Source organism: Pontibacter sp. HSC-14F20, from assembly GCF_019599265.1.
Classification (GTDB): domain Bacteria; phylum Bacteroidota; class Bacteroidia; order Cytophagales; family Hymenobacteraceae; genus Pontibacter.
Window position 1 is genome coordinate 15,216 of the sequence record NZ_JAHZTC010000005.1, and the last position, 24,370, is coordinate 39,585.

Annotated in this window: 15 protein-coding genes; 10 read left to right on the forward strand and 5 right to left on the reverse strand. The window is 49.4% G+C overall.

Annotated elements, in window-relative coordinates; genetic code table 11:
* Positions 1 to 88: 88 nt before the first annotated feature.
* The 6 genes from K3G39_RS06315 (at position 89) to K3G39_RS06340 (ending at position 10,127) form a co-directional block, all read left to right on the forward strand.
* Complete coding sequence (locus K3G39_RS06315) at positions 89 to 1,054, forward strand: HNH endonuclease (RefSeq protein ID WP_220625338.1); 966 nt, start codon at positions 89 to 91, stop codon at positions 1,052 to 1,054.
* 547 nt (positions 1,055 to 1,601) lie between these two features.
* The gene (locus K3G39_RS06320; RefSeq protein ID WP_220625339.1) at positions 1,602 to 4,340 is read left to right on the forward strand and encodes a family 10 glycosylhydrolase; all 2,739 of its coding nucleotides are present in this window, start codon (positions 1,602 to 1,604) and stop codon (positions 4,338 to 4,340) included.
* A gap of 213 nt (positions 4,341 to 4,553) precedes the next feature.
* Positions 4,554 to 6,779: an FUSC family membrane protein gene (locus tag K3G39_RS06325; RefSeq protein ID WP_220625340.1), complete on the forward strand. Its 2,226-nt coding sequence runs from the start codon at positions 4,554 to 4,556 to the stop codon at positions 6,777 to 6,779.
* A 93-nt stretch (positions 6,780 to 6,872) separates the two neighbouring features.
* Positions 6,873 to 7,202 (forward strand): hypothetical protein, encoded by a 330-nt coding sequence (locus tag K3G39_RS06330; RefSeq protein ID WP_255594063.1) that lies wholly within the window; start codon positions 6,873 to 6,875, stop codon positions 7,200 to 7,202.
* Between the two features lie 381 nt (positions 7,203 to 7,583).
* Positions 7,584 to 9,392: a hypothetical protein gene (locus tag K3G39_RS06335; protein ID WP_220625341.1), complete on the forward strand. Its 1,809-nt coding sequence runs from the start codon at positions 7,584 to 7,586 to the stop codon at positions 9,390 to 9,392.
* A 12-nt stretch (positions 9,393 to 9,404) separates the two neighbouring features.
* Entirely contained in the window at positions 9,405 to 10,127 is a 723-nt protein-coding gene (locus K3G39_RS06340; protein WP_255594065.1) for a hypothetical protein, read from the forward strand.
* Between the two features lie 2 nt (positions 10,128 to 10,129).
* On the opposite strand, the gene K3G39_RS06345 is transcribed toward K3G39_RS06340, so the two are convergent.
* The gene (locus K3G39_RS06345) at positions 10,130 to 11,026 is read right to left on the reverse strand and encodes an aldo/keto reductase (RefSeq protein WP_220625342.1); all 897 of its coding nucleotides are present in this window, start codon (positions 11,024 to 11,026) and stop codon (positions 10,130 to 10,132) included.
* 689 nt (positions 11,027 to 11,715) lie between these two features.
* Between K3G39_RS06345 and K3G39_RS06350 the strand changes: the two genes are divergently transcribed.
* Together K3G39_RS06350 and K3G39_RS06355 are read left to right on the forward strand one after the other, a co-directional pair.
* Positions 11,716 to 12,183, forward strand: a complete 468-nt coding sequence (locus tag K3G39_RS06350) for a MaoC family dehydratase (protein WP_220625343.1) — start codon at positions 11,716 to 11,718, stop codon at positions 12,181 to 12,183.
* Between the two features lie 35 nt (positions 12,184 to 12,218).
* A complete protein-coding gene (locus tag K3G39_RS06355; RefSeq protein WP_220625344.1) occupies positions 12,219 to 13,460 on the forward strand; it encodes a cysteine desulfurase-like protein in 1,242 nt (413 codons plus the stop codon).
* A 633-nt stretch (positions 13,461 to 14,093) separates the two neighbouring features.
* On the opposite strand, the gene K3G39_RS06360 is transcribed toward K3G39_RS06355, so the two are convergent.
* From K3G39_RS06360 to K3G39_RS06370, 3 genes are all read right to left on the reverse strand, one after another.
* Positions 14,094 to 15,608: a SpoVR family protein gene (locus tag K3G39_RS06360; RefSeq protein ID WP_220625345.1), complete on the reverse strand. Its 1,515-nt coding sequence runs from the start codon at positions 15,606 to 15,608 to the stop codon at positions 14,094 to 14,096.
* Positions 15,609 to 15,929: 321 nt separating this feature from the next.
* Positions 15,930 to 17,189, reverse strand: a complete 1,260-nt coding sequence (locus K3G39_RS06365) for a YeaH/YhbH family protein (protein WP_220625346.1) — start codon at positions 17,187 to 17,189, stop codon at positions 15,930 to 15,932.
* Between the two features lie 91 nt (positions 17,190 to 17,280).
* On the reverse strand, positions 17,281 to 19,209 hold the full coding sequence (locus K3G39_RS06370) for a PrkA family serine protein kinase (protein ID WP_220625347.1): 1,929 nt from the start codon (positions 19,207 to 19,209) through the stop codon (positions 17,281 to 17,283).
* A gap of 886 nt (positions 19,210 to 20,095) precedes the next feature.
* On the opposite strand from K3G39_RS06370, the gene K3G39_RS06375 reads away from it, so the two are divergent.
* Complete coding sequence (locus K3G39_RS06375; RefSeq protein WP_220625348.1) at positions 20,096 to 20,419, forward strand: hypothetical protein; 324 nt, start codon at positions 20,096 to 20,098, stop codon at positions 20,417 to 20,419.
* 205 nt (positions 20,420 to 20,624) lie between these two features.
* Positions 20,625 to 21,911, forward strand: a complete 1,287-nt coding sequence (locus K3G39_RS06380) for a citrate synthase (RefSeq protein WP_220625349.1) — start codon at positions 20,625 to 20,627, stop codon at positions 21,909 to 21,911.
* A 532-nt stretch (positions 21,912 to 22,443) separates the two neighbouring features.
* On the opposite strand, the gene K3G39_RS06385 is transcribed toward K3G39_RS06380, so the two are convergent.
* Complete coding sequence (locus tag K3G39_RS06385; protein ID WP_220625350.1) at positions 22,444 to 24,369, reverse strand: OmpA family protein; 1,926 nt, start codon at positions 24,367 to 24,369, stop codon at positions 22,444 to 22,446.
* Position 24,370: the final 1 nt, after the last annotated feature.

A 24,370-nucleotide genomic window follows, 5' to 3' on the forward strand; every position in this document is an offset into this window, starting at 1 on the left:
GCCGCTCTTTCAATTATGGAAGGCGGCTCTTTTGGTTTAAGGCTTTTAATAAAATATAAGGCAATCCTGAAATTGCTATATTGTCAGCATGAAACAGACAAGCTCCGCTGCCACTCCCACGGCACTCAGTAACTATCTGAAAAAGTTTAGCAAGTTGCGACAGGGCGTGACCAGGTATGGGAAGGCTCCACACAAGCCTGTGCTGCTGCTTACTTTTATTGAATTGTTTGAGAAGGCTGAGTTATCAGAAAACAAGGTATACATTTCACCAGAACTGGTAGCGAGGTTTAAAGAAATCTTTGCGTTACTCGTAAGAACAGCGCATACCTCTGATTTTTCATTGCCTTTTTATCACCTGGCAACTGAAGGTTTTTGGAATGTCAAAACTAAGCTCGGCCCGACTCTTCATGTACACATTAAAAGCATCCATACCCTCAGCGAAGTAGTAGACTTCGGCTATTTTGCTGAAGACCTCTACACCCTACTTCTGGATACAGAAGCTCGGAGTATTCTGAAAACTGCTATTCTTGACCATTATTTTCCGGTTACAAAAGCCGAATATCTCAATACTAAACAAGGTGGGTATATCCAGAATCTTCAAAGCTATTTGCTCAACGAGAGTCCAGCAGGCTATACCCTGGAGTTGAACGAAACTGATGAAGAGGAAGCTTTTATACGAGGCGGTATGTTCAAAAAACTAGTTCCTCAGGTATACAACCATACCTGCTGCATTTCAGGTATGCGGCTGGTTTCAAATCACGGATTTTCAATGATTGATGCCTGCCATATCGTTCCTTTCAGCCTGAGCAAGGACGACAAAATCAACAATGGTTTGGCGCTCTGCCCTAACCTGCATCGTGCCTTTGACCGTGGCTTAATATCAGTTAATGAGAAGCTAAAAGTTCTGGTATCTGATGCGATAGCAGAAGATTTAACGAATGCCTATGCGCTTCTACACTTAAAAGGTAAGGGCCTAGCTCTACCTTTTGGAGCAAAACATTATCCAACTGCTTCTAATCTTGCCTGGCATCGCGAACATATTTTTAAAGGCTAAGAGTAAAAATTAGGAGTTACAAGAACCTATCCCTGCATTCTTATGGAAGGGTGCCGCTAAAATGGCTATGGGATAATCAATATTAATTCCATACAAATTCTGCTTTACTTCTACATCATTTTCTGCCATACCCAATTACTAACATCCGACTGATGATTGAGAAACAAACACAAAAGAGAACTGAATTTATTCTTACCATCCGTACATAAGCCGCGAATACATTATTTAATGTATTCGCGGCACCACTCCCAAAAACTCCACTCTCCAGAGAATGCTTTGCGCCAGCACCTCCTACACAATAGCAATATGATGCAAATTTGTATAGAGTAGACGACACACAATTCCACCTATAGCCTGCTTTCTAAGTCGTGAGCCTTTCAAAAATAACCTCTCCTATACCTGCAAAACTACTCCTGCATAATTCTAAGCTGACTTTCCAAAACATTAGGATCAGCCAATACATTATATTAAAACATTTCTATACATAAATGCGTTTATTCGTCTATCCTTAAACCATTCACGCATAAAAACTTAAAGAAATGTGCTTATGAAAACACCTTTACTCTCAATGTTCCTGTCGCTGGCGCTGTTCCTGAATGGAATGGCCCAAAGTGCGCCCAAGCGGGAGTTCCGTGGCGCCTGGATTGCGACTTATGCCAACATCGATTGGCCCAACCGAAACCAGACGCCGGCCCAGCAGCAAGCCGCTCTTCTCTCGATTCTGGATCACCACAAAGCCACCGGCATCAACGCCGTTTTTGTGCAGGTGCGCAGCCAGTGCGATGCCCTCTACTCAAGTCAACTCGAGCCCTGGTCGGCCGACCTGACGGGCCTGCAGGGAAGAGCGCCCGCCACGCCCTGGGACCCGATGGCTTTCGCGATTGAGGAGTGCCGCAAGCGGGGCATGGAATTTCATGCCTGGATCAACCCCTACCGGGCCATTGCCAACTACAACAATATCAACACTTTCGACCCAAGCCATGTGGCCCGTCGCAAGCCGGAGTGGTTGCTGGCAGCCGGTAACCAGCGTATCCTCAACCCTGCCCTGCAGGAAGTGCGCGACTACGTAACTTCTGTGATCGAGGACATCGTGACGCGCTACGATGTGGATGGCATTCACTTTGACGACTACTTTTACCCGAACGCAGTTTTCAACGACGATGCCAGCTACCTGGCTGACCCAAGGGGCTTCATTGACCGTGGCGACTGGAGAAGAGATAACGTGAACATGCTCGTGCAACAGGTAAGCGAAACCATCAGGGCAGCTAAGCCCTGGGTGAAGTTCGGCATTTCACCTTCCGGCATCTATCGCAACAGCACCAACCCAGCCATTGGCTCGGCTACCAGCGGCCTGCAGCACTACGTATCGCTTTATGCCGATTCCCGCAAATGGCTGCAGGAAGGCTGGATCGATTACCTGGCCCCGCAGGTATACTGGTACATCGACCAGCCCGGTGCCAATTACGGCGTACTCATCCCCTGGTGGAACAACAATGCCTATGGCCGCCACATTTACATCGGTATGGCCGGTTACAAAGTGAACGATCCGGCACAGGGTGCAAACTGGGCAAATCCTTCCCAGATTCCGGACCAGATACGCCTCAACCGCGATGCAGCACACAGCAACATCCAGGGCCAGGCCATTTACAACACCAGCAGCATGCGCAACGCCACTAAACTGGGTTTCCGCGACTCGCTGCGCTATGACTTCTACAGCAAGCCCGCCCTGCTACCTAACATGCCCTGGCGCGACAATGTCTCCCCCACAGCCCCGGCAGACCTGATCGCAGAACGCCACGGCAACGACTCGGTGGTCATTACCTGGACCAAGCCTACAGACAACGGCAATGAGTTTGATAAGGTGAGGCAGTTTGCCGTATACCGCTCCCTGAGCCCGATGATCAATCCGGAAAATACCGATAACCTACTGGCTATCACCAACACCGCAACCGGCAGGTATACCGACAATACACTGGCTTCGGACGCGCCTTACTACTATTTCGTGACGGCACTGGACCGCTTCCACAACGAGAGTGCACCTTCTAACGTGAGCGACTACCAGGCACCGATCATAGCCGGTGTGAGTAACCAGGAAATTGACTTGTACGACGCCAATTGCTCCGTTACCCTGCCTGACTACACTGCTATGCTGACCGTGAGCGACGACGTTTCCTTCCCGGATCAGATCATGCTCACGCAGTCACCGGCAGCCGGTACAGAGATCAGCGGGGCAGGCACCATGCAGATCACCTTTACTGCAACGGATGCCTCCGGCAAGTCTACTTCCAGTAGCATGACCCTTACTAAGAAAGATGTTACGGCTCCGGTTATCCTGGTTCAGGATATAACACGCTCGCTCAGCAACGGCATCGTGAACACCTCAGCAGCTGACTTTGACCTGGGCACCTGGGATAACTGCGGTCTGGATGCAAGTTCACTTCAGATCTCCCAAAGCAGCTTCGACTGCAGCCACATCGGCGAGAACACCGTAACCTTTACTGCCCGCGATCTGAGCGGAAATGAGGCCTCAGCTACAGCCGTGGTAACGATTGAAGGCGTGCTGCCACAGGCCGCTATCAGCCTAAGCAGAACGGACAACACCTTTACCGGTCTGCCAGATAATACCATAACCCTGGGTTACGGTGCCCAATCGCTGACACTAACGGCAGCAGATGCTACTGCTGATAACGCAAATACAACCTATACCTGGACACCGGCTGCTGGCCTGAGCACCACCACTGGCGCAGTTACTGAGTTCGCGCCGCAGGCAGCAGGAACGTATACCTTTATGGTAGAAGCGACCAATGCTTACGGCTGTACTTCCACTGCCACGGTTACAGTAGAGGTGCTGGATGTACGTTGTGGCGAGAACAATGAGAAGGTGCTCGTATGCCACAAAACAGGCAGCGCCACGAATCCGAGCAACGGCATCTGTGTAGCACCAGAAGCAGTAGCAGTGCACCTGAGCAAAGGTGGCACGCTAGGCAGATGTGCTCCTGCTGCAGTTGCCAGCAAAGGAATTGCCACTGTCCTGAACGCTTATCCGAACCCATTCACGAGCGAGACAACGGTGCAGTTCACACTGGGTCAGGAGGAAGGATATGTAGTGCTGGAGGTATACGACCTGAACGGCAACAGCGTAGCACGTCTGTTTGAGGGCAGCGCCGACGCCGACAGAACCTATACCTTCACGCTGAACGGTAGCACCCTGCGAAACAACGTCTACATCGTTCGCCTGGTAACTGCCGGTGAGGTTAAAACTTTCCGACTGATGAAAAACAGATAATTGCCAGCTGTTTACTTATGAAAAAGCACCTGTCGGGAAACCGGCAGGTGTTTTTTTTTTTTTTGCTGATTGGGATTCGGGTTAGGGTAACTCCCCGCGGAAGTCAGGCCATTGCTATACTTCCAGGTATAGCCGGCTCAAAAATCTGCCTGAATTAAAATTGTTCCCCCTCCCGACACAGCTTCTCCCCGGCACTTCCCGTACATTTGCGTTATGTTGCAGGAGCTGAAACATTTTTTAAAAAGTACTGATTTTGTAAAGGCGCTGGTGATCACGTTTGGTGCCGCTGTGCCTGTTTCGCTGGGGATATGGCTGGAGCAGGTACCCTACTTTCTGAGCATTGCCATGGGTGTTGTGCTGGCTTCAGGTAGCGCTGTGCCGGGCAGCAGAAAGCATAAAAACGTTGGTATAATCGCTTCGGCTGCCATTGCCATGCTCGCCAGCATAGCCATTGACCTGGCATCCGAGAGTCTATACCTGTTGCTTCCGGTACTGGGGGTGCTCGTATTCTGCATTTCTTTTATCTCCGTTTATGGCTTCCGGGCTTCGTTGGTCTCTTTTGCGGGACTGATGGCCATGGTGCTAAGCTTTGTACACGCCCATACAGGTGCCGATATTTTTATACATGGCCTGTTGATGGGGGCTGGCGGCTTGTGGGCGCTGCTGCTTTCACTCGTTTTCCATTCGTTGCTGCAAAGACGCCAGACCGAAAACCTACTGACAGAGTGCCTCCGTCAGACTGCCCGCTACATACAGTTGCGCGGCAAACTGGTCACAGAGAGCCAGGACCGCGATGCACTTCAGAAAGAATTCTACAACCTGCAGGTAAAACTAAACGAGACGCACGAAGCCCTGCGCGAGGTGCTCCTGCACGAAAGACAAAGCTCCGGCACTTCCAACTACCACCGAAAACAGCTCCTGATCTTTATCGACCTGATCGACATCCTGGAACTATCGCTGGCCAACCCGGCCAACTATGAGCGTGCCAGAGAACTATTTGGTAACTCCGTCAGGGTATTGCTACCCTTCATTAAACTGGTTTTTGAGCTGTCTGCAAAGCTGGAAAACCTCGCATTTAGTATGCAGCAGGAGCGCGCCCTTACGTCCGAAAATGACATAGAACCTTTGCTGGAAAAGTGCCGCGACAGCATTCGGCAGTATGTGGAAGAGCTCAAATTACCCCAGGCCCGGGAAGGTGCCCTCCTGCTCCACAACTTGCTGGACTACGAAGAAAAGCTGCTGCAAAAAATAACTTCCATCGAGCGGGTATACCTGGACCTGGAGGAACAGCAGAGTATAGGTATGCAAAGCAGAGAGAGCCGGCAGTTCATCACGCAGCAGGATTATGATGTGCGGATCTTGCGGGATAACTTCTCTGCAGATTCGCCCATCTTTAAACATGCCGGCCGGCTGACGATCGCAATGTTGCTGGGCTACGTGCTGGGCATCATCTTCCCGATACAGAACGCTTACTGGATTCTGCTCACGATTGTGGTGATCCTGAGGCCCGGCTATACCCTGACCAAAGAGCGGTCGAAACACAGGCTCTATGGCACTTTACTGGGAGCTGCTATAGCAGGCCTGGTGGTGCTCCTGGTGCAAAACGTATACCTGTATGGCGTGCTTGCGCTTGTTTCGCTGATACTTTCCTTCGCTTTTATCCAGCGCAACTACCGCACCTCCTCTATTTTCGTGACCACAGGCGTCATTTTTATCTATGCCCTCATCACCCCGGATGCCTTCGACGCGATCCAGTTCAGGGTGATCGATACCCTGACAGGTGCTGTTATTTCCATCGTGGCAATCTCCTTTTTGTGGCCCTCGTGGGAATCGTCGAGTATAAAAAAGAATATTGTGAATACCCTGAACGCCAACCGCAGCTACCTGGCCGAAATTGACCGATACAATCAGCAAAAATCGCAGAATGCCACAGCCTACAAACTTGCCAGGAAAGAAGCCTTTCTGCAAATGGGCAACCTGAATGCAGCGTTCCAACGGATGAGCCAGGAGCCGAAAACCGCGCAACAGAAACTGATGGAATTCTACGAAATAGTTGGCCTGAACCATACCTTTCTGGCTGCTGCCGCTGCGCTGGGTACCTTTATCCGCGACAATCAGACGGAGGCCGCACCGGAAGACTTTCACCTGGTCATACAATCGATAGACACCAACCTGGCGCACGCCCTGCATACTCTGGAACAGGAAGCCCCGGAAGTAAGTGTTTCGAGAGAAGAGCTGGTAGCGGCTTACGGGCACCTGGAAGGCAGGTATAACGAGCTGGTGGCTATACGCACCCAGGAACTGGCAGGAGCAGCCTACAAACCCATCGCCCCTGACTTTCTGAAAAACCTGAAGGAGGCACGCCTTATTTCTGAACAGCTCAAATGGCTACACACAATTTCGGGCAACCTGAAGCAGGCAGTGAAGGAACTAGCCTGAAGGCGGTGCGCTATCGGGCAGTCTTCCGCCTATAAATACGTCATTTGATGAACAATTCCCTTATCTTGCGTTTCATCAGCACAGTAAATGTCCATGCCCCATCAACCCCATTACTCCCCCATGGCCCGGCAGTTGTTCGGCCAGTTCCTGGATCAGGAAATAGACCGCGATACCCTGATCGGGCGTCTGCAGGAAATGGAGCTGCAGCTACAGGCAGATGCCGACGATGAACATGAGGACGAAGACGAAGTTGAAAACACACGATCGCTGCGCATCCGCATTTTCGGAGGCGATACGCTGGGCATGAGCATCGGGGAGATTGAGCAGGACCTGCAGGATCCCTCCCACCCCAACGCCCAGATCCTGATGCGTGGCATTGCCTTTGGTTTGGTGGAAGATGAGCTGGAGGTGCATTACGAATAGAAAAATTACGTACCTTTATTCTATACCTTAAATCTATACCTATGGCAAAGTCACAAGACGCAAAAAAGGATGTAAAGAAAAAGCCAGCCAAAACTCCAAAGGAAAAGCAGGCGGCTAAACTCGAAAAGAAAAAGAAAAGCTACGATTAACGTATACGCCCTGCTTCAATGCGCAGGTATAGCATACAGCATTTTGAAAAGCAGCAGACTGAAGCGTTTGCTGCTTTTTTGTTTCATTGAGTGACGGGCAGCCCTAAGGCGGGTAATTTCTATTGCTATAACAACAGGTATATAATTATCCCGATTTATACCTGCAAACAGCAGACAACCTGTATATTTGCGTTTTTCTATACCTAGCTGAAACTTATTGACCTACCAGCCTATGAAGCAACTTTTACGCCTCATGACCGGATTGCTTCCGTTCTTTCTCTTTTCCTGTGAATATAACCTATCCGGTAGTCATTTTGAGGAGGTGAGTCCTACGACTACGGTTGAGGGAGGAATTTACCTGCATGAGCAAGGTGACACGATTTATGTACAAGGTGACAAGCAACTGTATTTCACTATTTCGCTGCCAGGCCGGGAATTGTATGGCTATCAGCTCAAATTCAATAACTCGGTTGTCAAACAAGGAAGGGATATTTCCAGTGATTATTTCCTGCAGACAAAAAATTATAGAGACGGCTATTACAAATTGCAGCTGTCTGCTATTACTAACTCTGCTTCTGGCAGTCTGGCAGATAAAAAAGGAGTCGAGGGTTTGGAGGTATACCGCACCTGGATAGTACATATCGACAACTCGTTGCCAAGTCCTGCCCGCATTGTCAGTATAGCACCGGAAGATGGGCAACTACGCATTACCTGGGAACCGACGACCCACAAAGGATTTGCATTCTATATGCTGATAAGAACAATAGGTAGTTCCGAAGAAGTTATTGCTCGGTCCAGCGACAGGAACCTTACTTCATTCTTGGACCAATCTTATATAGGAGGAAATTCGTTCTATCATGTTATTACCTATACCAGAACAAGCAGTCAGCACACCGTCGGCCTAAAAGAAGATTACAACTACCCACTGCCAAAGATTCTTTCTGCTACCTATGACAAGGATTATAACCTAACCATCACCCATACTTCCACGCCATTTTACAGGAACTTCAGACAGTACGCGCTAACCTCTTTCAGTAGCATCATACACAAAACGACCGAAGTGGCAGACACGGTAGTCACGTATGGTGAACTAGCATTCGGAGGAAACGGTTATCCCGTTTCGCTTTATACTTACCCGAAAGGAATCAATGATTTGCAGTACCTCTCTCCTTCCACGTTTACCGTACCAGCTTTCGGCACACCATGGGGGCCATTCCCAATTGAAGGACTTCAGCGCCGCCCGGCCATAAACCATTTTTATACCATCGAAGATGGCCGTATCAAGGTGATAGATGCCAGCACGCTTCAGGTAAAGCAGGTGCGGGACATCAATAACCAGCAGATTTGGCAGGAGCATCTCCAGAAGAACGTGATATCTGAGAATGCGCAGCACATGTATACAATACTGGATGATGTTATCCATAAACTGGACCCAACATCGCTGCAAACTTTGGAGATGAGCCCTTTACGTAGCCTGCTGCCTTTTTCTGATTATGAGAACATCAGCTTAAGCGTTAGCAACACAAACAGGCTGTTGATTGAAGCGAACAGTTACTCTACTGGCAGAGACACGGTCTACCTGGTGGATATGAATCGCAAGAAGGTAGTAACCAAGCGAATGGCCGGCTTCTTCCCGAACTTTTCATCCATCAGCCCTGACGGCAAAACCATAAAGGTGGACGAAAGCCTGTTTATTGAGCAGAGCAACGGCAGTTGGAAACAGCAGACGCAGCTGACAGTCGATGTAAACAAACTCGTTTATCACCCCACTAAGCCGTTGTTCTCAGTGCAGAGTGGCCGGCAACTGCTTTTCTATTCCACTTTGACAGGTGCCTGGGTAAAAACAATTACGATAGAGGAAGAAGAACTGGTTGATTATTATATAGATGGGGCGTCCGGATACCTGTGCGTAAATGGTTTAGGTACATTGTTTATTTATAACTTCGATACGGGACAGCTCATCCGCAAACTGAGAGTCGCGGGTCCGGCATTTATTTACAAAGACAAGATTTTTTCTCAGTTCAGCTACATCCCCCTTTAAGCCATGCGACACATGAAATTGATAATATCTATAAGCATTTTCCTGCTGTTGTCTGGCAGTGCCATGGCACAGGCCAAGCTATCCCTGGAGCCGAGAGCAGGATACGGCACTTTCCGGATGGAAGCCATGAAAGAGTATCAGCAAACACTTAGCTATGCGTCGGATGTCAATGCACAGGCTGTGAACTCCTTTAATCCTCACTATCATTTTGGCTTGGGTGTTGTTTATGCCCTGAGTGAGCGAATCCATACGGGAGTTTTTGGGGAATTAGGCGAAACCGGCGGCCGCGTACACTATGAGGATTATTCCGGTGAGTTACGCCATGACCTGAGAGTGAAATACAAATCAGTGGGTATACTGGTATCTTCTCAGTTTCCCATAGGAGCCACACGTTTCGGCTTTGTGACTGGTTTGGAAGCAAGTGTGATTTTAAGCAAGCTTCATGCAGAAGAATACACCCGCCTATATGAACGGACAGATGAAAACGAAAAGCAATACAACGCCACCGGATTTGGCATCAAACCTTATGCAGGGCTTCTATGCCGTATAGGAAATATCCCTGTTCAATTGACAACCGGCTACATGGCCAGTGCCAGTGGACCATTTCATACATCTGGAAATCCTAATTTCAAACTGGACCGCAACAGCAAAAACGACAAGCTGGAGCCGGGTTGGAGTGGCCTGCGCCTGAACCTTAGCATCTCTGTTCCTATTATCAAATATAAAAAACAGTAATTTCAGCGGTGCTGCTCATACTTCTTTGGTGTGAGCAGCGCCTGCAGAATCTTTACTTCATTATCTGATAGCGGCACGCTTTCACAAACCAGCAACGCATCTTCCAATTGCTCTTCGGTGCGCATACCCAACACGGCCGCAGTCACCGCCGGATGGTGCAAGGTATAGCGCACCGTAACCTCAACTGACTTGCGTTCATTGCCTGCTACATGCTGTAGAGCAGTCGCCGCTTTCTGCACTTCCTCTAAGGTATAGCCGAGGTATGGCTTGGCAGTTTTTCCGGCCAGCAGCCCCTGTGCCAGACTCCCTCGGACCAACACGCCTATACCTTTTTCCTGCAACAACTCCAGCACCTCTTCCTCAGGTCTGCGGTCGAGCAAACTATACTGCAACATCACGCTTACAATATTGGAGCGCTTCACATACTCCCGAATCACGTTGGGTCGGATAGACGAGATACCGTAATTTCGGATTTTACCCTGTTGCTTGAGCAGTTCAAATGCTTCGATAGTTTCATCTATCGGGTCGTCGATGGTGCCGCCGTGCAATTGGTACAAGTCGATGTAGTCGGTTTGCAGTCGCCGGAGACTATTTTCCACAGCCTGCAGGATGTAACTTTTTGTGGGGTTCCAGTCCCAGCCGCTACCGTCGGGCCGCCACTGGTTTCCGACTTTGGTTGAGATGATCACTTTGTCTCGCATTCCATCGAACGCTTTCCCGACTGTTTCTTCGTTCGCTCCTTTGTCATACAGATCAGCCGTATCAAAGAAATTTATTCCCTGATCCAGCGCCCGGCGCAGTAGCCTGGCATTGGCCGCATAGTCGCCGCTCAACGACATACACCCAAAGGCGATTTCACTTACCAGAAGGTCTGATTTTCCCAATTGTTTGTAATTCATGGCAGATGTTTTGCGTGGATTTTAACAATAGCGTACTTGAAGTGAGAAAGTTAAATGTGCTCGGTTTGGGTTAAAGCGGCGAAATTCTCTAAATCTATTTATAGGACTTCCATCCCTAAAGATTTACGGGATTTTCTATGCACGATTAACATTTCCCTGCCCCCCGAGAGGGGAATCTCTGTAACTGCCAGTTGTTAGGTATAGCTTTATAGCAAATAGCTCTGGCAAGTATAGCAAAACTAACTTGTACGCTTACTACGAAGTAAATAGCGGTTCCAGGTGCACTAAATGACGCTCCACTGTTGGGGGTGAAGGGGTCCCCCTGTCAAGAGCGTTCAGCGAGTGGGGGTAAGGGCTCTCGATTTGGAGGGTCTTGATTTTTTTGCTTACTGGGGCTAGGGGCCCTACCCCCATCAAGGAAAAAAGTAAGGCCCGCTGCACAGGCGATGCTACAAAGCAATGCAAGTTGCTATACCTGCAAAAGGCGCCGCTACACCAGTTACAAACCGTCCTCATGCAAAACAACCTTTGCACTCCCCAAAACTTACGATATACCAAAAACCTATCACATAACCTCCATCAACATCCTTAAAAACACCAGTATTAGCATATTCTTAAACATAGGAAACAACTAATTTTCCAGAATAAAACGTAAGTTTATACCACAAACACAAACAACTAAACCTAACATGAGCCAAATCACCATCAATAGCCTGGAAGAACTGGAGTCTTACCAGGGGAAAGAACTGGGTGTTTCCGAGTATCACACCATCACGCAGGAGCAGATCAAAAAATTTGCAGACGCCACCCTCGATCACCAATGGATTCACCTGGACGAGAACCGTGCTACCATCGAAACTCCTTTCCGGTCAACAATCGCACACGGCTACCTTACTGTGTCGCTGCTGCCATACCTGTGGGGCCAGATCGTGAAGATCGGGAATGTGAAGATGCAGGTGAATTACGAGATAGAAAGTCTGCGCTTCAACCAGGCCGTGACGGTGAACAGCCGGGTACGACTGCGCGCCAAAATGCTTTCTGTCAAAAACCTGCGCGGCATCGCTAAAACTCAGATTGAAGTTACCCTTGAAATCGAAAACAGCCGTAAACCCGCTTATACCGGCGTGGTCACGTTCCTGTATCATTTTAACGATTAACCTGCCTTATGGCGGGCCATCCAGCAATACATTTTATGAGTTCTTTAGCAGTAGCAAACCTCCGTGCGGCCTTCCCGGCCCTGCAGGAGTCAGGTGATAGAAAACCCTTCATTTATTTCGACGGACCCGGCGGCACCCAAATGGCGCAACAGGCTATTGACGGTATGCTGGCTTACATCACAGGCGGCATGGCCAACCTGCACGGCGCTTTCCCGACCAGCGTGGGTACCGACAACCTGCTGCTCGAAGGTCGTAAAGCGGTGGCGGACCTGCTGCACTGCGCTCCCGAGGAAGTAGCTTTCGGGCAGAACATGACCACGCTGGCTTTCAGCATTGCCCGCAGCCTGGGTAGCTTTTTATCTGCTGAAGATGAAGTGGTAGTGACCGAAATGGACCATCGCGCCAACGTGGATCCCTGGGTGACGTTGGCCAATGACAAAGGCGCTCAAGTCAGATTTCTGGAGTTGGACCCCAACACCTATACCCTGAACCTAGACAAGCTCGACGAACTAATCACAGAAAAGACAAGGCTGGTCGCTATCGGGATGTCGTCGAATGTGACAGGAACGGTGACAGATGTCAGGCGGGTGATTGCGCGGGCTAAGGAAGTGAACGCGATCGTGGTGTTAGATGCTGTGCACGCGGTGCCACACCTGTCCTTCGATTTTAAGGAACTGGGCAGCGATATACTGCTGTGTTCTGCCTACAAGTTTTTTGGTCCGCACATCGGTATAGCTGTGATCGCGACCTCACTTTTCGAGAAGTTGCAGGTATACAAACTGGCACCTGCCCCACAGCAGATTCCTGACAAACTCGAAACGGGAACGCAGAACCACGAAGCCATAGCCGGTTTGATTGGAGCCATCACGTTTATGGAGCAACTGGGCGAGGGAAAAAACCGTAGAGAACGGCTGGTTTCAGGTATGCAGCGCATCGAAGCACACGAGCAACAACTCACAGCCCGCCTGGACAGTTTCCTGCGCCAAGTGCCCGGCCTGAAACTCTACCGTGCAGCAGAAAGTGTATACAAAACCCCGACCTTCGCTTTCACGATCCCGGGTATAAAAGCCCGTGAGGTGACAAGCTGGTTTGCCGAAAACTACCACATGTGTATCGCCGACGGCCACTTCTACGCCTCCACCATGGCTGAAAAGTTAGGAGTAAATCCCATGGGCGGCTGGGTACGCATCGGCCTTGCACCTTACAATACTATGGAGGAGGTAGCGCTGTTTGAGCAGGGGTTAAAGGAGTTTATGAAGACGAAGGGGAAGTATTAGTCTGAATCAAGATTTACAGGATCAGAAAGGCTTTTCAGGAATGAGTTACCTCCTTCAAGCATTCCTCAAAATAGAGGAAGGAACAGTGTACGATTAACATCCCCCCTGCCTCCTTCGAAGGGGGAGTTTCCTCCCAATCTCCCAAAACAGGAGGTGGACATAATACTACGACGAATTTAGGTATAGCTTTGTAACTGCGGTTTCGTGTGCACGGTTAACCTGCCCCTCCCGAGAGGGGAATCTCTGTAACTGCCAGTTATTATGTATAGCTCCGTGGCAAACATCAGTGATAGGTATAGCAAGACTTACTTGCACCTTAGCTACAAAGCGGATCACCTGTGCCAGGTGCACAAATTGACTACCCACTGTTTGAGCGTTCAGCGAGTGGGGGTAGGGGGCCCCTCGATTTGGGGAGTCTTGACTTTTTTGCCTACTGGGGGTAGGGGCCCTCGATTTTTTTGTGGCAAGACAAAAAGTAAGGCCCGCCGCACAGGCGAAGCAATGAAACAAGTCAGGTTGCTATACCTGCTAACAGCAGTAGCTATAAAGTATAGTAAGCTATACCTACCTATACCTTGGACCAGTGGCCCCACTCTACCAGACACGAGCGAGGACACTCACGCCATAGCACACTCACTTTATTTCAAAAGAACTCTCATTAATCCCCAGCTTATTCTTAGAGTGCAGTTCCACCGGGAAACCCCATAAATACCGCAGGTGCGCCATTGTCTGGCGGGCACTCTTGGTTTCAAGCTTGCGATCCTTCTGCATGTAATGCGTCAGGTATAGCTTGCTGGTCTGGTGCCGGTCTACACGGGTAACCTGTATGTTCGGGATAATACTGGCACGATCGTACTGCGCCGCCAACTGCTCCCGCACCCGGCGGTAACCCCGCTCGTTGTGGATGGCACCGATTTCAAACTCCGTCTCTCCTTCGTTGTCTATGATCGTAAACAGTTTCATGTCGCGGATCACTTTTGGGGAAAGGTACTGCAGGATAAAACTGTCGTCGCGGAAATTCTCCATCACATAAAGTACCTGTTCCAGCCAGTCCTTGCCGATCAGGTCGGGAAACCAGGCCTTGTCCTCCTCGGTCGGCTCCTGACAAATGCGCTTGAGGTCCATGAAAATATTGAAGCCCAGGGTATAAGGGTTGAGTCCGGAGTAGAACTTGCTGTTGTATTCCGGCTGAAAAAGCACGCTGCTATGGCTCTTGATAAACTCCAGCATGAAGCCGTCGTTGAGGTAGCCTTCCTCAAACATCTTGTTGATGATATGGTAATGCACAAAAGTGGCAAAACCCTCATTCATCACCTTGGTAGCGCCCTGCGGATAAAAGTACTGCGACACCTTGCGGACAATGCGGATGAGTTCACGCTTCCAGGCTGGCATCGTCGGGGCGTATTTTTCGATGAAGTACAGGATGTTATCTTCCGGCTCTTTCGGGAAGCGAGTTTCGTCTAAGGCACCATTTTCGAACTCGGAAGGACTTTGCGGCAGGGTGCGCCAAAGCTCGTTATAGTTCTCGTGTCGGATCAGGGTAAGCTTCTTCAGACGCTCATTCTCTTCCACTGCCGACAACTTAGTAGGTTTTCTGTACTTATCTACGCCGTAATTCATGAGCGCATGCGCAGCATCCAGCACCTTCTCTACCTCTTCTTCCCCGTGTTCCTCTTCGCAGCGCAGCACATATTCCCGCGCAAAAGCCATGTAATCGACAATGGAGTCAGCGGAAGTCCAGTCGAGGAACATGTAGTTGTTGGCAAAAAAGGCATTGTGACCCTGGCAGGCGTGGGCAATCACGAGCAGCATCATACAGGTGGAGTTGTTCTCCATATTGTAGCTGATGCATGGGTTGGAGTTGATCACCAGTTCGTACGAAAGCCCCATGCGGCCTTTGGTGTAATTGTTCTGGTTAAGCACAAAGTCCTTCCCGAACTTCCAGTGCGGATACGAAGTCGGCAAACCCGTGAGCGCATAGGCATCCAGCATCTGCTCTGAGGTTACTACCTCGATCTGGTTTGGGTAGATCTTCAATTTCAGATACTCCTGCCCGATTCGGCTGATCACCTCATCTGCCGCCTTTAGCGTTTCATAATCCCAGTTCGGATCACAAAACATCGCCCGGTATTTTTCTATGTCTGTCATGGTGGTCTGCTGTATGTTTGTCTGAATCCGGATTTACAAGATTTTAAGATTTTCAGGATGATCTCCTTGTGGACTTCATAAGACCCATGAATTTAAAAATTTCATATGCTGAATTCATGGCTGTTTCGGATTTGTAATCCGGATCAATCTTTCATGCAGATTTGCAATTCGCCTCTTTGTCGGTAGCCACCGCCTTTGCCTTGCGGATTACAAATCCGCTGGTTACCAACTTTCGGATTGCAAATCCGAAAGAGCAGAATTTTGAGATCTACAGAGCGGACAGGTCGCTACCTGTCTCTACAAGTTCAAACATAAGATTAACTAAACAGTACTCCTCTTCCTGAACAAACCTTGGAAAACAGGCCAGATCTCGTAGGGTTCGTATACCTGCCGGATCGAAAAAGAGTCGTCGTCGCTGATGCGGTTGTAGGCTTGCCACAGGTCACTCTCACGCGGACTATTACTGATCTCGATATAGGCCATGTACTGAATAGCGGGCAGGATATCCTCGAGCAAAATCCGCTTGCATTCGGTCGCGTCCTGTTTCGACCACACGTCGCCGTCAGAGGCCTGGCAGCAATACACATTCCAGCTATCGTCGTAGCGGGTGCGCCTAATCTGCTCCATCAGTTTGAGCGAGGGCGCTACTACGGTGCCGCCACTTTCACGGGAGTTAAAAAACTCTTCTTCGCTCACCTCTTTGGCCTCTGTATGGTGCCGGATAAAGACCAGCTCCACATTTTTGTACTGGCGTGTCAGGAAGATGTAGAGTAGCGTGAAGAAGCGTTTGGCAATGTCTTTCTCGTGCTGCCCCATCGAAGCGGACACGTCCATGATGCAGAAAATTACAGCCGACGTAACAGGTATAGGCACCCGTTCAAAATTGTTGTAGCGTAAGTCGATGTCCTCGAAAAAAGGCAGGGTGTTCGCTTGTCGCCGCACTCTCTCTACCTCTTCGGCGAGTTCGATTTTCAGTTGCGGGTCGGTCGCCAGCGACAGCTGCTCCTCCAGCAACACCAACTTCTTGTCCAGTACGCCCTTTAGGGCCAGTCGACGCCCAAGCGACTGTTGGTAGCTGGATTTAATGTTGAGGCGCGAAGGAACGCTGTCGCGGGTATAACCGGCTCGTCGCATTTCAAAATTCTCGGTGCTGTCCATCAGTTTTTTCACCATGTTGGGCAGCGCAAGGTCATCAAAAAAATACTTCAGAAACTCCTCCCGCGACAGCACCACGGTAAACTCATCCTCGGTCACTTCCGGACTATTGGAGCCCTTCCCCCGTCCGCTGCCCCCGCCGCCCCCTTTGGGTTTAGCTATGCGGTCGCCTTCGCTATACTTGTCGTTGCCGGGACGCACCGTTTGTTTCTTACCAGTTTTAGGATCGTGGTGAAAAGTGGGCTCCTCAAGTCCGCGCACGGGTACCTTCACACTACCACCGGTACTGCTGTCCTTGATGCTCTCCTGCGAGATGATGTCAGGTATAGCCTTTTTGATCTGGTTCTCGACCCGCTTCAAAAACTTCTGCCGGTTACCAGTAGACTTCCCTTTGTCGTTCTTCCGTCTGTCGATGATGTGGGACATATTTTATTGAGTTCTGAGTCACGAGTTCTGAGGCTCGAGTCCCTTTTACTGAGAACAACTCAGAACTCGTGACTCAGAACTCGTGACTTGTTTAAGCCATCGTCTTGCGTACGCGCATGAACCAGTCGACCAGGATGCGGATCTGCTTGTCGGTATAGCCGCGGTCTCGCATGCGGCGGGTGAAGTCGCGGTGCTTCTTCTCGTCTTCTTCATTCGTTTTCACGTTGAAGGAAACAACTGGTAGCAAGTCTTCGGTGTTAGTGAAGATCTTCTTCTCAATCACGTTCTTGATCTTTTCATAGGAATCCCATCGCGGACTCTTACCGCCGTGGTTTGCTTTGTGACGCAAAAAGAAGTTTGTTACCTCAGAGCGAAAATCTTTTGGATTGGCTATACCTGCCGGCTTCTCAATTTTTTCCAGTTCATCGTTCAGAATGCTGCGGTCAAAGATCTCACCTGAGTCCGGGTCGCGGTAATCATTGTTCTGCATCCAGTGGTCGGCGTATACCACATACTTTTCGAAAATATTCTGACCGTAGGAGCTGTAGGATTCAATGTAAGCCTTTTGAATCTCGTCTGAAATGAACTCGGCATACTTACTGGCCAGCACCGATTTGATAAGGTGCAGGTACTTGGTTTCTGTTTCGGGCGGCAGCATCATCTTGATCACTTCCTGCTCCAGCACATACAAAAGGTGCACTGGGTTAGCGGCAATTTCTTCGCTGTCAAAATTGAAGACTTTGGAAAGGATCTTGAACGCAAAGCGAGTCGATATACCTTGCATACCCTCGTTTATACCTGCATCGTCGCGGTACTCCTGTATGGATTTTGCATTGGGGTCTGTCTCGCGCAACGTCTCGCCGTTGTATACTCGCATTTTAGAATAGATGCTGGAGTTCTCCGGCTCCTTCAACCGCGACATCACCGAAAACTCAGCCAGCAGCTCAATGGTCTTCGGCGCGCAAGGTGCTTCTTTGAGGGAGCTTTCCCGAATCAGTTTTTCGTAGATCTTGATCTCTTCGCTTACACGCAGGCAATACGGCACCTGAACTTTGTAGATACGGTCAAGGAAGGCTTCATTCTTTTTGTCGTTGAGGAATTTGGCCCATTCTGACTCATTGGAGTGTGCCAGAATGATACCGTCGAAAGGTATAGCGCCGATTGGCTCGGTACCTTTGTAGTTCTTTTCCTGGGTGGCGGTGAGCAATGGGTTGAGCACCTTGATCGGCGCCTTGAACATCTCCACAAACTCTAGCAAACCCTGGTTAGCGAGGCAGAGCCCACCGGTATAGGAATAAGCATCCGGGTCGCTTTGCTGAAAATCAGCCAACTTGCGGATGTCAACTTTACCTACCAGCGTTGAGATGTCTTGGTTATTTTCGTCGCCCGGCTCAGTTTTGGAAATAGCGATCTGCTCCTGTATGGACGGGAAGAGCCGCACCACCTGGAAGCGATTAATATCACCGTCAAACTCTCGCAGACGCTTGGAGGCCCAGGGACTCATGCAACCCGGAATGTAGCGGGCAGGTATAGCATACTCCTCTTCCAGTTCTTCAGCATAGTCGGCAAATAGCCCCAACGGACTTTCAAAAACCGGACTGATCTGATCGTCTGCTTTGAGCACATAAATCGGGTTCTGCTGCATCAGGTGCTTCAGCTTTTCAGCCAGAGAGCTTTTGCCGCCTCCCACGGGACCCATCAGGTATAGGATCTGCTTTTTTTCCTCCAGGCCCTGCGCCGAGTGCCGGAAGTACGATACGATCTGCTCAATGGTCGTTTCCATCCCGTAAAAGTCGCGGAAGGCAGGGTAGATCTTTATTTTCTTGTTGGAAAAGATGCGGCTAAGTTTAGGATCCTGGCGCGTGTCGAGCATTTCCGGCTCACCGATGGCGTCGAGGATACGCTCAGCTGGCTTGGCATACATTTTCGGGTCTTTCCGGCACTCCTCAAGATAGGCAGCTACTGTCATCTCGTTCATGGAGGCACTGTAATTGGTCTTGATCTTTTCTAAAATGTTCATAGGGCGTATTTTTAGAGAATCATTTTGAACCTGAGCGCAATAAACAGTAGCCCGAAAAGAAGAGCCCGTTTACTGCCTATCAGTTGAATGTGTCATCATATTGAGTATAGTATGATCTGCACGCCTTATCGTTTAAGGAATGCCGCTTTGCTTGTTTATCTGGAACCTGCGCTAAGGCCAGGCCTTTGGTAAGTACTGAGGCTGTGTGCTCATGCACAGGTTTGCGGGCAGGAAATGTGTACGCGTACACATGAAGCAGGGCGCCGCTTTCCATTGCCCGGAACAGGGGAAGAGTGGCTTGGCGACAAAATGGGCTGTCCCCTGTGCCCTATGTTATGCTATACGTAGATTTTAACTTTTGTATGGTCGGGTGCGGCCCCTCTTTATTTGCAGAACAGTGCACCTGCATTTTAAATTCAAAATTGGTAATATATTATAACTTCACATCTATACGTATTCTAAATAGGATTGTCTATACCTATACCTTTTGTTGTAGGCAAGGTATCTCTGACATGATTTTCAAAAATGCACAAGAAATAACTAAACTTAGGACAGATACCGCTTTTAAGAGGAGGCCTCGATATCTACGAAATCATCATCAAGTTCACGTAGCCTATACCTGAAGAACGCCGGCTCTTCAGTTGCAGAACTTTAATGCGCTGAATTGCGACGGTGCTGAGGCTCGAACGTTTACGAAAGGCGCTACAGGAGTAACGTTTATAGTCTGCGGACAGGTTACGTTTGGAATCACACTGTTTACCGTCGGGGTCTTTTAATCATGCCGGTGTTTAGATTGCGGAGCTAAAATCCGGGATTGGGTGGTTTAGAGTAATAGAATGTAGCCTTCTGGCCAGGGAATGAGTATAGATGATAAATGCAGCGGATTATGATGCAAGAAATGGAACACTGGGATGAAGACAGGTATATGGAACTGAATACCTACTTCAGAGTAAAGATACAGGGCATGATCGACTCGGACCCTTACATCCAGGATCTTCAGAAATCGGAAGGTGGCTTGCAGCTAACTGACTTGATCAGCCGGATGTCGGCAACTGATCAGGAGCGCTGGGAGGAGTTCATCCAACTGGATCGCATCAAGCTATACCTGGATATGCAGAATCACCTGGAAGGCAAAGGCACACCTTATACCCCGCGCCATGGCTTCGGGAACTCTTCTGCCGATAGTGATGAGAGTCCCTCTCCCTGGTGAGAATCTGGACCGGATAAGTACAAGACACTGCATAATATTCCGAAACATTTTGACAGAATGTCGTTTATACAAATGGCGGACAGAAAAGTAGGTTAAAACATTGTTAATTCACCATATATCGCATCATTCCATTTCATTTTAAATACATTTTTCCATAATTTCGCTTCGTTAAGAGACTATTCACGGACATATAAAAAATACAGGCATGTCAGAACACGCTGAAATAATTTTAGAGGGGAAGTCCTACAAGTTCCCGGTTGTAACTGGTACCGAGAATGAAAAAGCAATCGATATAGCTGCTTTGCGTTCAGAGTCAGGCTACATCACCCTGGACTCAGGTTATAAAAATACGGGTGCCACTAAAAGTGCCATCACTTTCCTGGATGGAGAGCAAGGCATTCTACATTACAGAGGTTATCCGATTGAGCAACTGGCTGAAAAGTCAAATTTCATTGAGGTAGCCTACCTGCTGATCTACGGTGCACTGCCAACTGCGCAGGAACTAGAGGACTTCAGTGGCAAAATTAAAATGCATACCCTTGTGAATGAGGACATGCGCAAGATTTTGGATGGCTTCCCGTCAACGGCACACCCGATGGGCATCCTTTCTGCCATGATCAGCTCCTTGACTGCTTTTTATCCGGAGTCGCTTAATCCAAACCAGTCAAAAGAGGAGATGGACCTGTCTATCATTCGTTTGATGGCCAAGATCTCCACCATAGCTGCCTGGTCTTACAAAAACTCAGTTGGGCATCCGGTAAACTACCCTAAAAACAAGCTGGACTACTGCTCTAACTTCCTCCACATGATGTTCGCCTTCCCAACGGAAGATTACGAAATCAATCCGGTAGTAGTAGATGCCATAAACAAACTGCTGATCCTGCACGCCGACCACGAGCAAAACTGCTCTACGTCTACCGTACGTCTGGTAGGTTCTGCTAACGCCAGCCTCTACTCTTCTGTATCTGCCGGTATTAGCGCCCTGTGGGGACCGCTGCACGGTGGTGCAAACCAGGCTGTAATTGAAATGCTTGAGCAGATCAAAGCAGATGGTGGCGACTCTAAGAAATTCATTGCGAAAGCAAAAGACAAAAACGATCCGTTCCGTCTGATGGGCTTCGGTCACCGTGTTTACAAGAACTTCGACCCACGTGCCCGCATCATCAAGAAAGCTGCTGACGAAGTACTGACTGCTCTTGGCATCAACGACCCGATCCTAACCATTGCAATGGAACTCGAAGAAGCTGCCCTGAACGATCCGTATTTCGTAGAGCGTAAGCTATACCCTAACGTAGACTTCTACTCAGGTATCATCTACCGTGCGCTTGGTATCCCAACCGACATGTTTACGGTAATGTTCGCCCTGGGCCGTCTGCCAGGCTGGATCGCACAGTGGAAAGAAATGCGCGAGCAGAAAGAGCCGATCGGCCGTCCGCGTCAGATCTACACTGGTGAAACAGAGCGTAACTATGTGGATATCGAGAATAGATAATATTGTAATGCTATTTAAGGGAACGGCCCGTTGTTTTAGAGCAGCGGGCCGTTTTGTTTTACTGCTTTTGTAGGTATAGCGGAAATGTGGTAATGCCTTGGCCAAGTTTTCAACTGGCGTAGTAACTGATTATCAATACCTTAACTTATTTACTTTCATAGCTTCGCCTGTGCGGCGGGCCCTACTTTTTGTCTTGATAAAAAAATCGAGGGCCCCTACCCCCACTCGCTGAACGCTCTTGACAGGGGGACCCCTTCACCCCCAACAGTGGAGTGTCGTAATGGTGCACCTGGTTAAGGCTCTTTGTTTCATCGCTTCCGGGGCAAGTTAGTCTTGCTATGATTCCCAGAGATATTTGCTATGATGCTGTAACTGGAGAATTGTTAGTAGCAAAAACTCCCCCTTTGAAGGGGACAGGGGTATATAAAACCCACTTGAGATAGGATAAAGGTGTATTAAATTAGCTGAAGAAGTAAGAATATGCAAACTACGAAACTATACCTGATCAGTGGTAGTGATACAAGCTCCTCTCCTACAGCACCCGCATTTCGATGCGGCGGTTTTGACTGCGGTTTTCGTCTGAAGTGTTTGGTTTAACCGGGCGGTTCTCGCCGTGACCTACGGAGGTGATACGTTCCTTCGGTACTTTGTTGCTGCGCAGGTAGTCGGCTACGGAACGGGCGCGTCGCTCAGAGAGTACTTTGTTATCAGCATCGGAACCAATGTCATCGGTGTGGCCTGATATTTCGATCTTAATAGAAGGATTTTGCTGCATGAAAGTGATGAGCTTATCGAGCTCTGTTTTTGACTCACGCTCCAGCTTGTATTGTCCAGTGTCGAAGAACAGGTTGTTGAGCACTATGGCTGCGCCGGATTTGATCGGCTTCAGGTATACGTCGAGCACTACCGGGTCTAGTGACTTGTGTGAGGTATAGTCAAAGCTCAAGCTGTTCATCAGGAAACCAGGTGCTGATACGTAGAGACCATACTGTCGCCCTTCAGATAACACAATGGTATACTCTCCTGATACTTTGTCGGAGTTTACCTGCTGCACCAACGAGTCGGCGCTTACATCGTATAGCTGCACCACCGCAGCAATAGGCTTCTTGGTATCAGCATGGTAAACGCGACCCTGGGCGTAAGTGCTTTTCACTTTGCTGCGCCAGTTTTCAGGCACGTCCAGTTCGTAGAGTTGTATGGTAGAGGCGCCGGCTTCGGTCATTTCCTGGCGGGAGTAATAGCCTTTTTTGTTATCGGCAGTAATGAATAGCGAACCTTCGTCGGCGTGTGTGTTCAATGGGTAGCCCATGTTCTCGGGCGTACTCCACTTACTTCTGTTGTCCTGCGTGGTCATAAACACGTCGAGGCCACCCATACCTAAGTGCCCGTCGCTCACAAAGTAAAGTGTGCTCCCACTCACGTGGATGAAAGGGGCCATGTCACGGCCTTTAGAATTCACAGTTTCGCCCATATTCTCGGGCTTTTGCCACGACCCGTCTTCATTTAACCGTGTTACCCAAATATCTTCTTTGCCAATACCTCCCGGCCTGGTAGATGTGAAGTATAAGGTGCGCCCGTCAGCAGACAGGCTGGGCTGTGAGTCCCAGGCTTTGGAGTTTACGATGGTGCCCATGTTCTTGGGTTTGCTCCACTCGTCACCGCTCCTGAAAGAGATGTAAAGATCACAGTCGCCCTGGCTGTCGGAACGGTTGCAGGAAGTGAACACAATAGTTTTGCCGTCACCGGAAATAGTAGCGGCTCCTTCGTTGGCGGTCGTGTTGATGGAAGGTGATATAGAAGTCGGCGGGCTCCATTGGTTATCGCGGTACTGACTCACAAATATGTTCTCGTCTTGGTCAGGGCGATGGCCGGCACGTGCTGTAAAGATTAGGTGACGCTGGTCGGCAGTGGTGGAAGGAAAGTACTGCAGCTCGAAGCGATTGACGTTTTCGGGAAGTCTGACCGGATTAAAACTCACCGGTTTCTTCATCGCTTCCGCAGCAAAATCAGCGGACTGAATCTGCTGACGGGCGAAGTCTGTCATGCGGCCATTTCGAGGCTTGCCACGCAGGAAAAACTCGAAGTTTTTGCGGGCGTTCTCGTAATCGCCCCGCTCAAAGTACAGGTCGGCCAGGTCGAAGTAGCTGTTCATCAAACCAGCATGAAAGGGTTTGAGGGCCAAGCCTTTCTGCAGGTTTTCAAATACCTCCGGTTTATTGCCCATGGCCCGGTGCAGGTGCGCTATTTTGAGGTAGGCGTCGGCATACTTTGGATCGCGCTCTATCGCCTCGTCGAGGTAAGTGAGTGCCTTGTTAAAGTCGCGGGCCTGTGCGGCTTCTTCAGCTTTGTAGTAGAGTGTAACTGCTTTTCTGGAATTGGAGGCTGGTCGAACCTGTGCCAGGCAAGTGGTCGCTATACTTAGGGTGATCAGAGTCAGAAGAAGCAGTGGCTTAAGCATA

Bases quoted from the DNA above. Each gene is read 5' to 3' on its own strand.
- K3G39_RS06340 (WP_255594065.1), top strand. From the start codon at position 9,405: ATGAAATTGATAATATCTATAAGCATTTTCCTGCTGTTGTCTGGCAGT.
- K3G39_RS06335 (WP_220625341.1), top strand. From the start codon at position 7,584: ATGAAGCAACTTTTACGCCTCATGACCGGATTGCTTCCGTTCTTTCTC.
- K3G39_RS06355 (WP_220625344.1), top strand. From the start codon at position 12,219: ATGAGTTCTTTAGCAGTAGCAAACCTCCGTGCGGCCTTCCCGGCCCTG.
- K3G39_RS06370 (WP_220625347.1), bottom strand. From the start codon at position 19,209: ATGAACATTTTAGAAAAGATCAAGACCAATTACAGTGCCTCCATGAAC.
- K3G39_RS06360 (WP_220625345.1), bottom strand. From the start codon at position 15,608: ATGACAGACATAGAAAAATACCGGGCGATGTTTTGTGATCCGAACTGG.
- K3G39_RS06350 (WP_220625343.1), top strand. From the start codon at position 11,716: ATGAGCCAAATCACCATCAATAGCCTGGAAGAACTGGAGTCTTACCAG.
- K3G39_RS06365 (WP_220625346.1), bottom strand. From the start codon at position 17,189: ATGTCCCACATCATCGACAGACGGAAGAACGACAAAGGGAAGTCTACT.
- K3G39_RS06325 (WP_220625340.1), top strand. From the start codon at position 4,554: ATGTTGCAGGAGCTGAAACATTTTTTAAAAAGTACTGATTTTGTAAAG.
- K3G39_RS06315 (WP_220625338.1), top strand. From the start codon at position 89: ATGAAACAGACAAGCTCCGCTGCCACTCCCACGGCACTCAGTAACTAT.
- K3G39_RS06380 (WP_220625349.1), top strand. From the start codon at position 20,625: ATGTCAGAACACGCTGAAATAATTTTAGAGGGGAAGTCCTACAAGTTC.
- K3G39_RS06375 (WP_220625348.1), top strand. From the start codon at position 20,096: ATGATGCAAGAAATGGAACACTGGGATGAAGACAGGTATATGGAACTG.
- K3G39_RS06330 (WP_255594063.1), top strand. From the start codon at position 6,873: ATGCCCCATCAACCCCATTACTCCCCCATGGCCCGGCAGTTGTTCGGC.
- K3G39_RS06385 (WP_220625350.1), bottom strand. From the start codon at position 24,369: ATGCTTAAGCCACTGCTTCTTCTGACTCTGATCACCCTAAGTATAGCG.
- K3G39_RS06320 (WP_220625339.1), top strand. From the start codon at position 1,602: ATGAAAACACCTTTACTCTCAATGTTCCTGTCGCTGGCGCTGTTCCTG.
- K3G39_RS06345 (WP_220625342.1), bottom strand. From the start codon at position 11,026: ATGAATTACAAACAATTGGGAAAATCAGACCTTCTGGTAAGTGAAATC.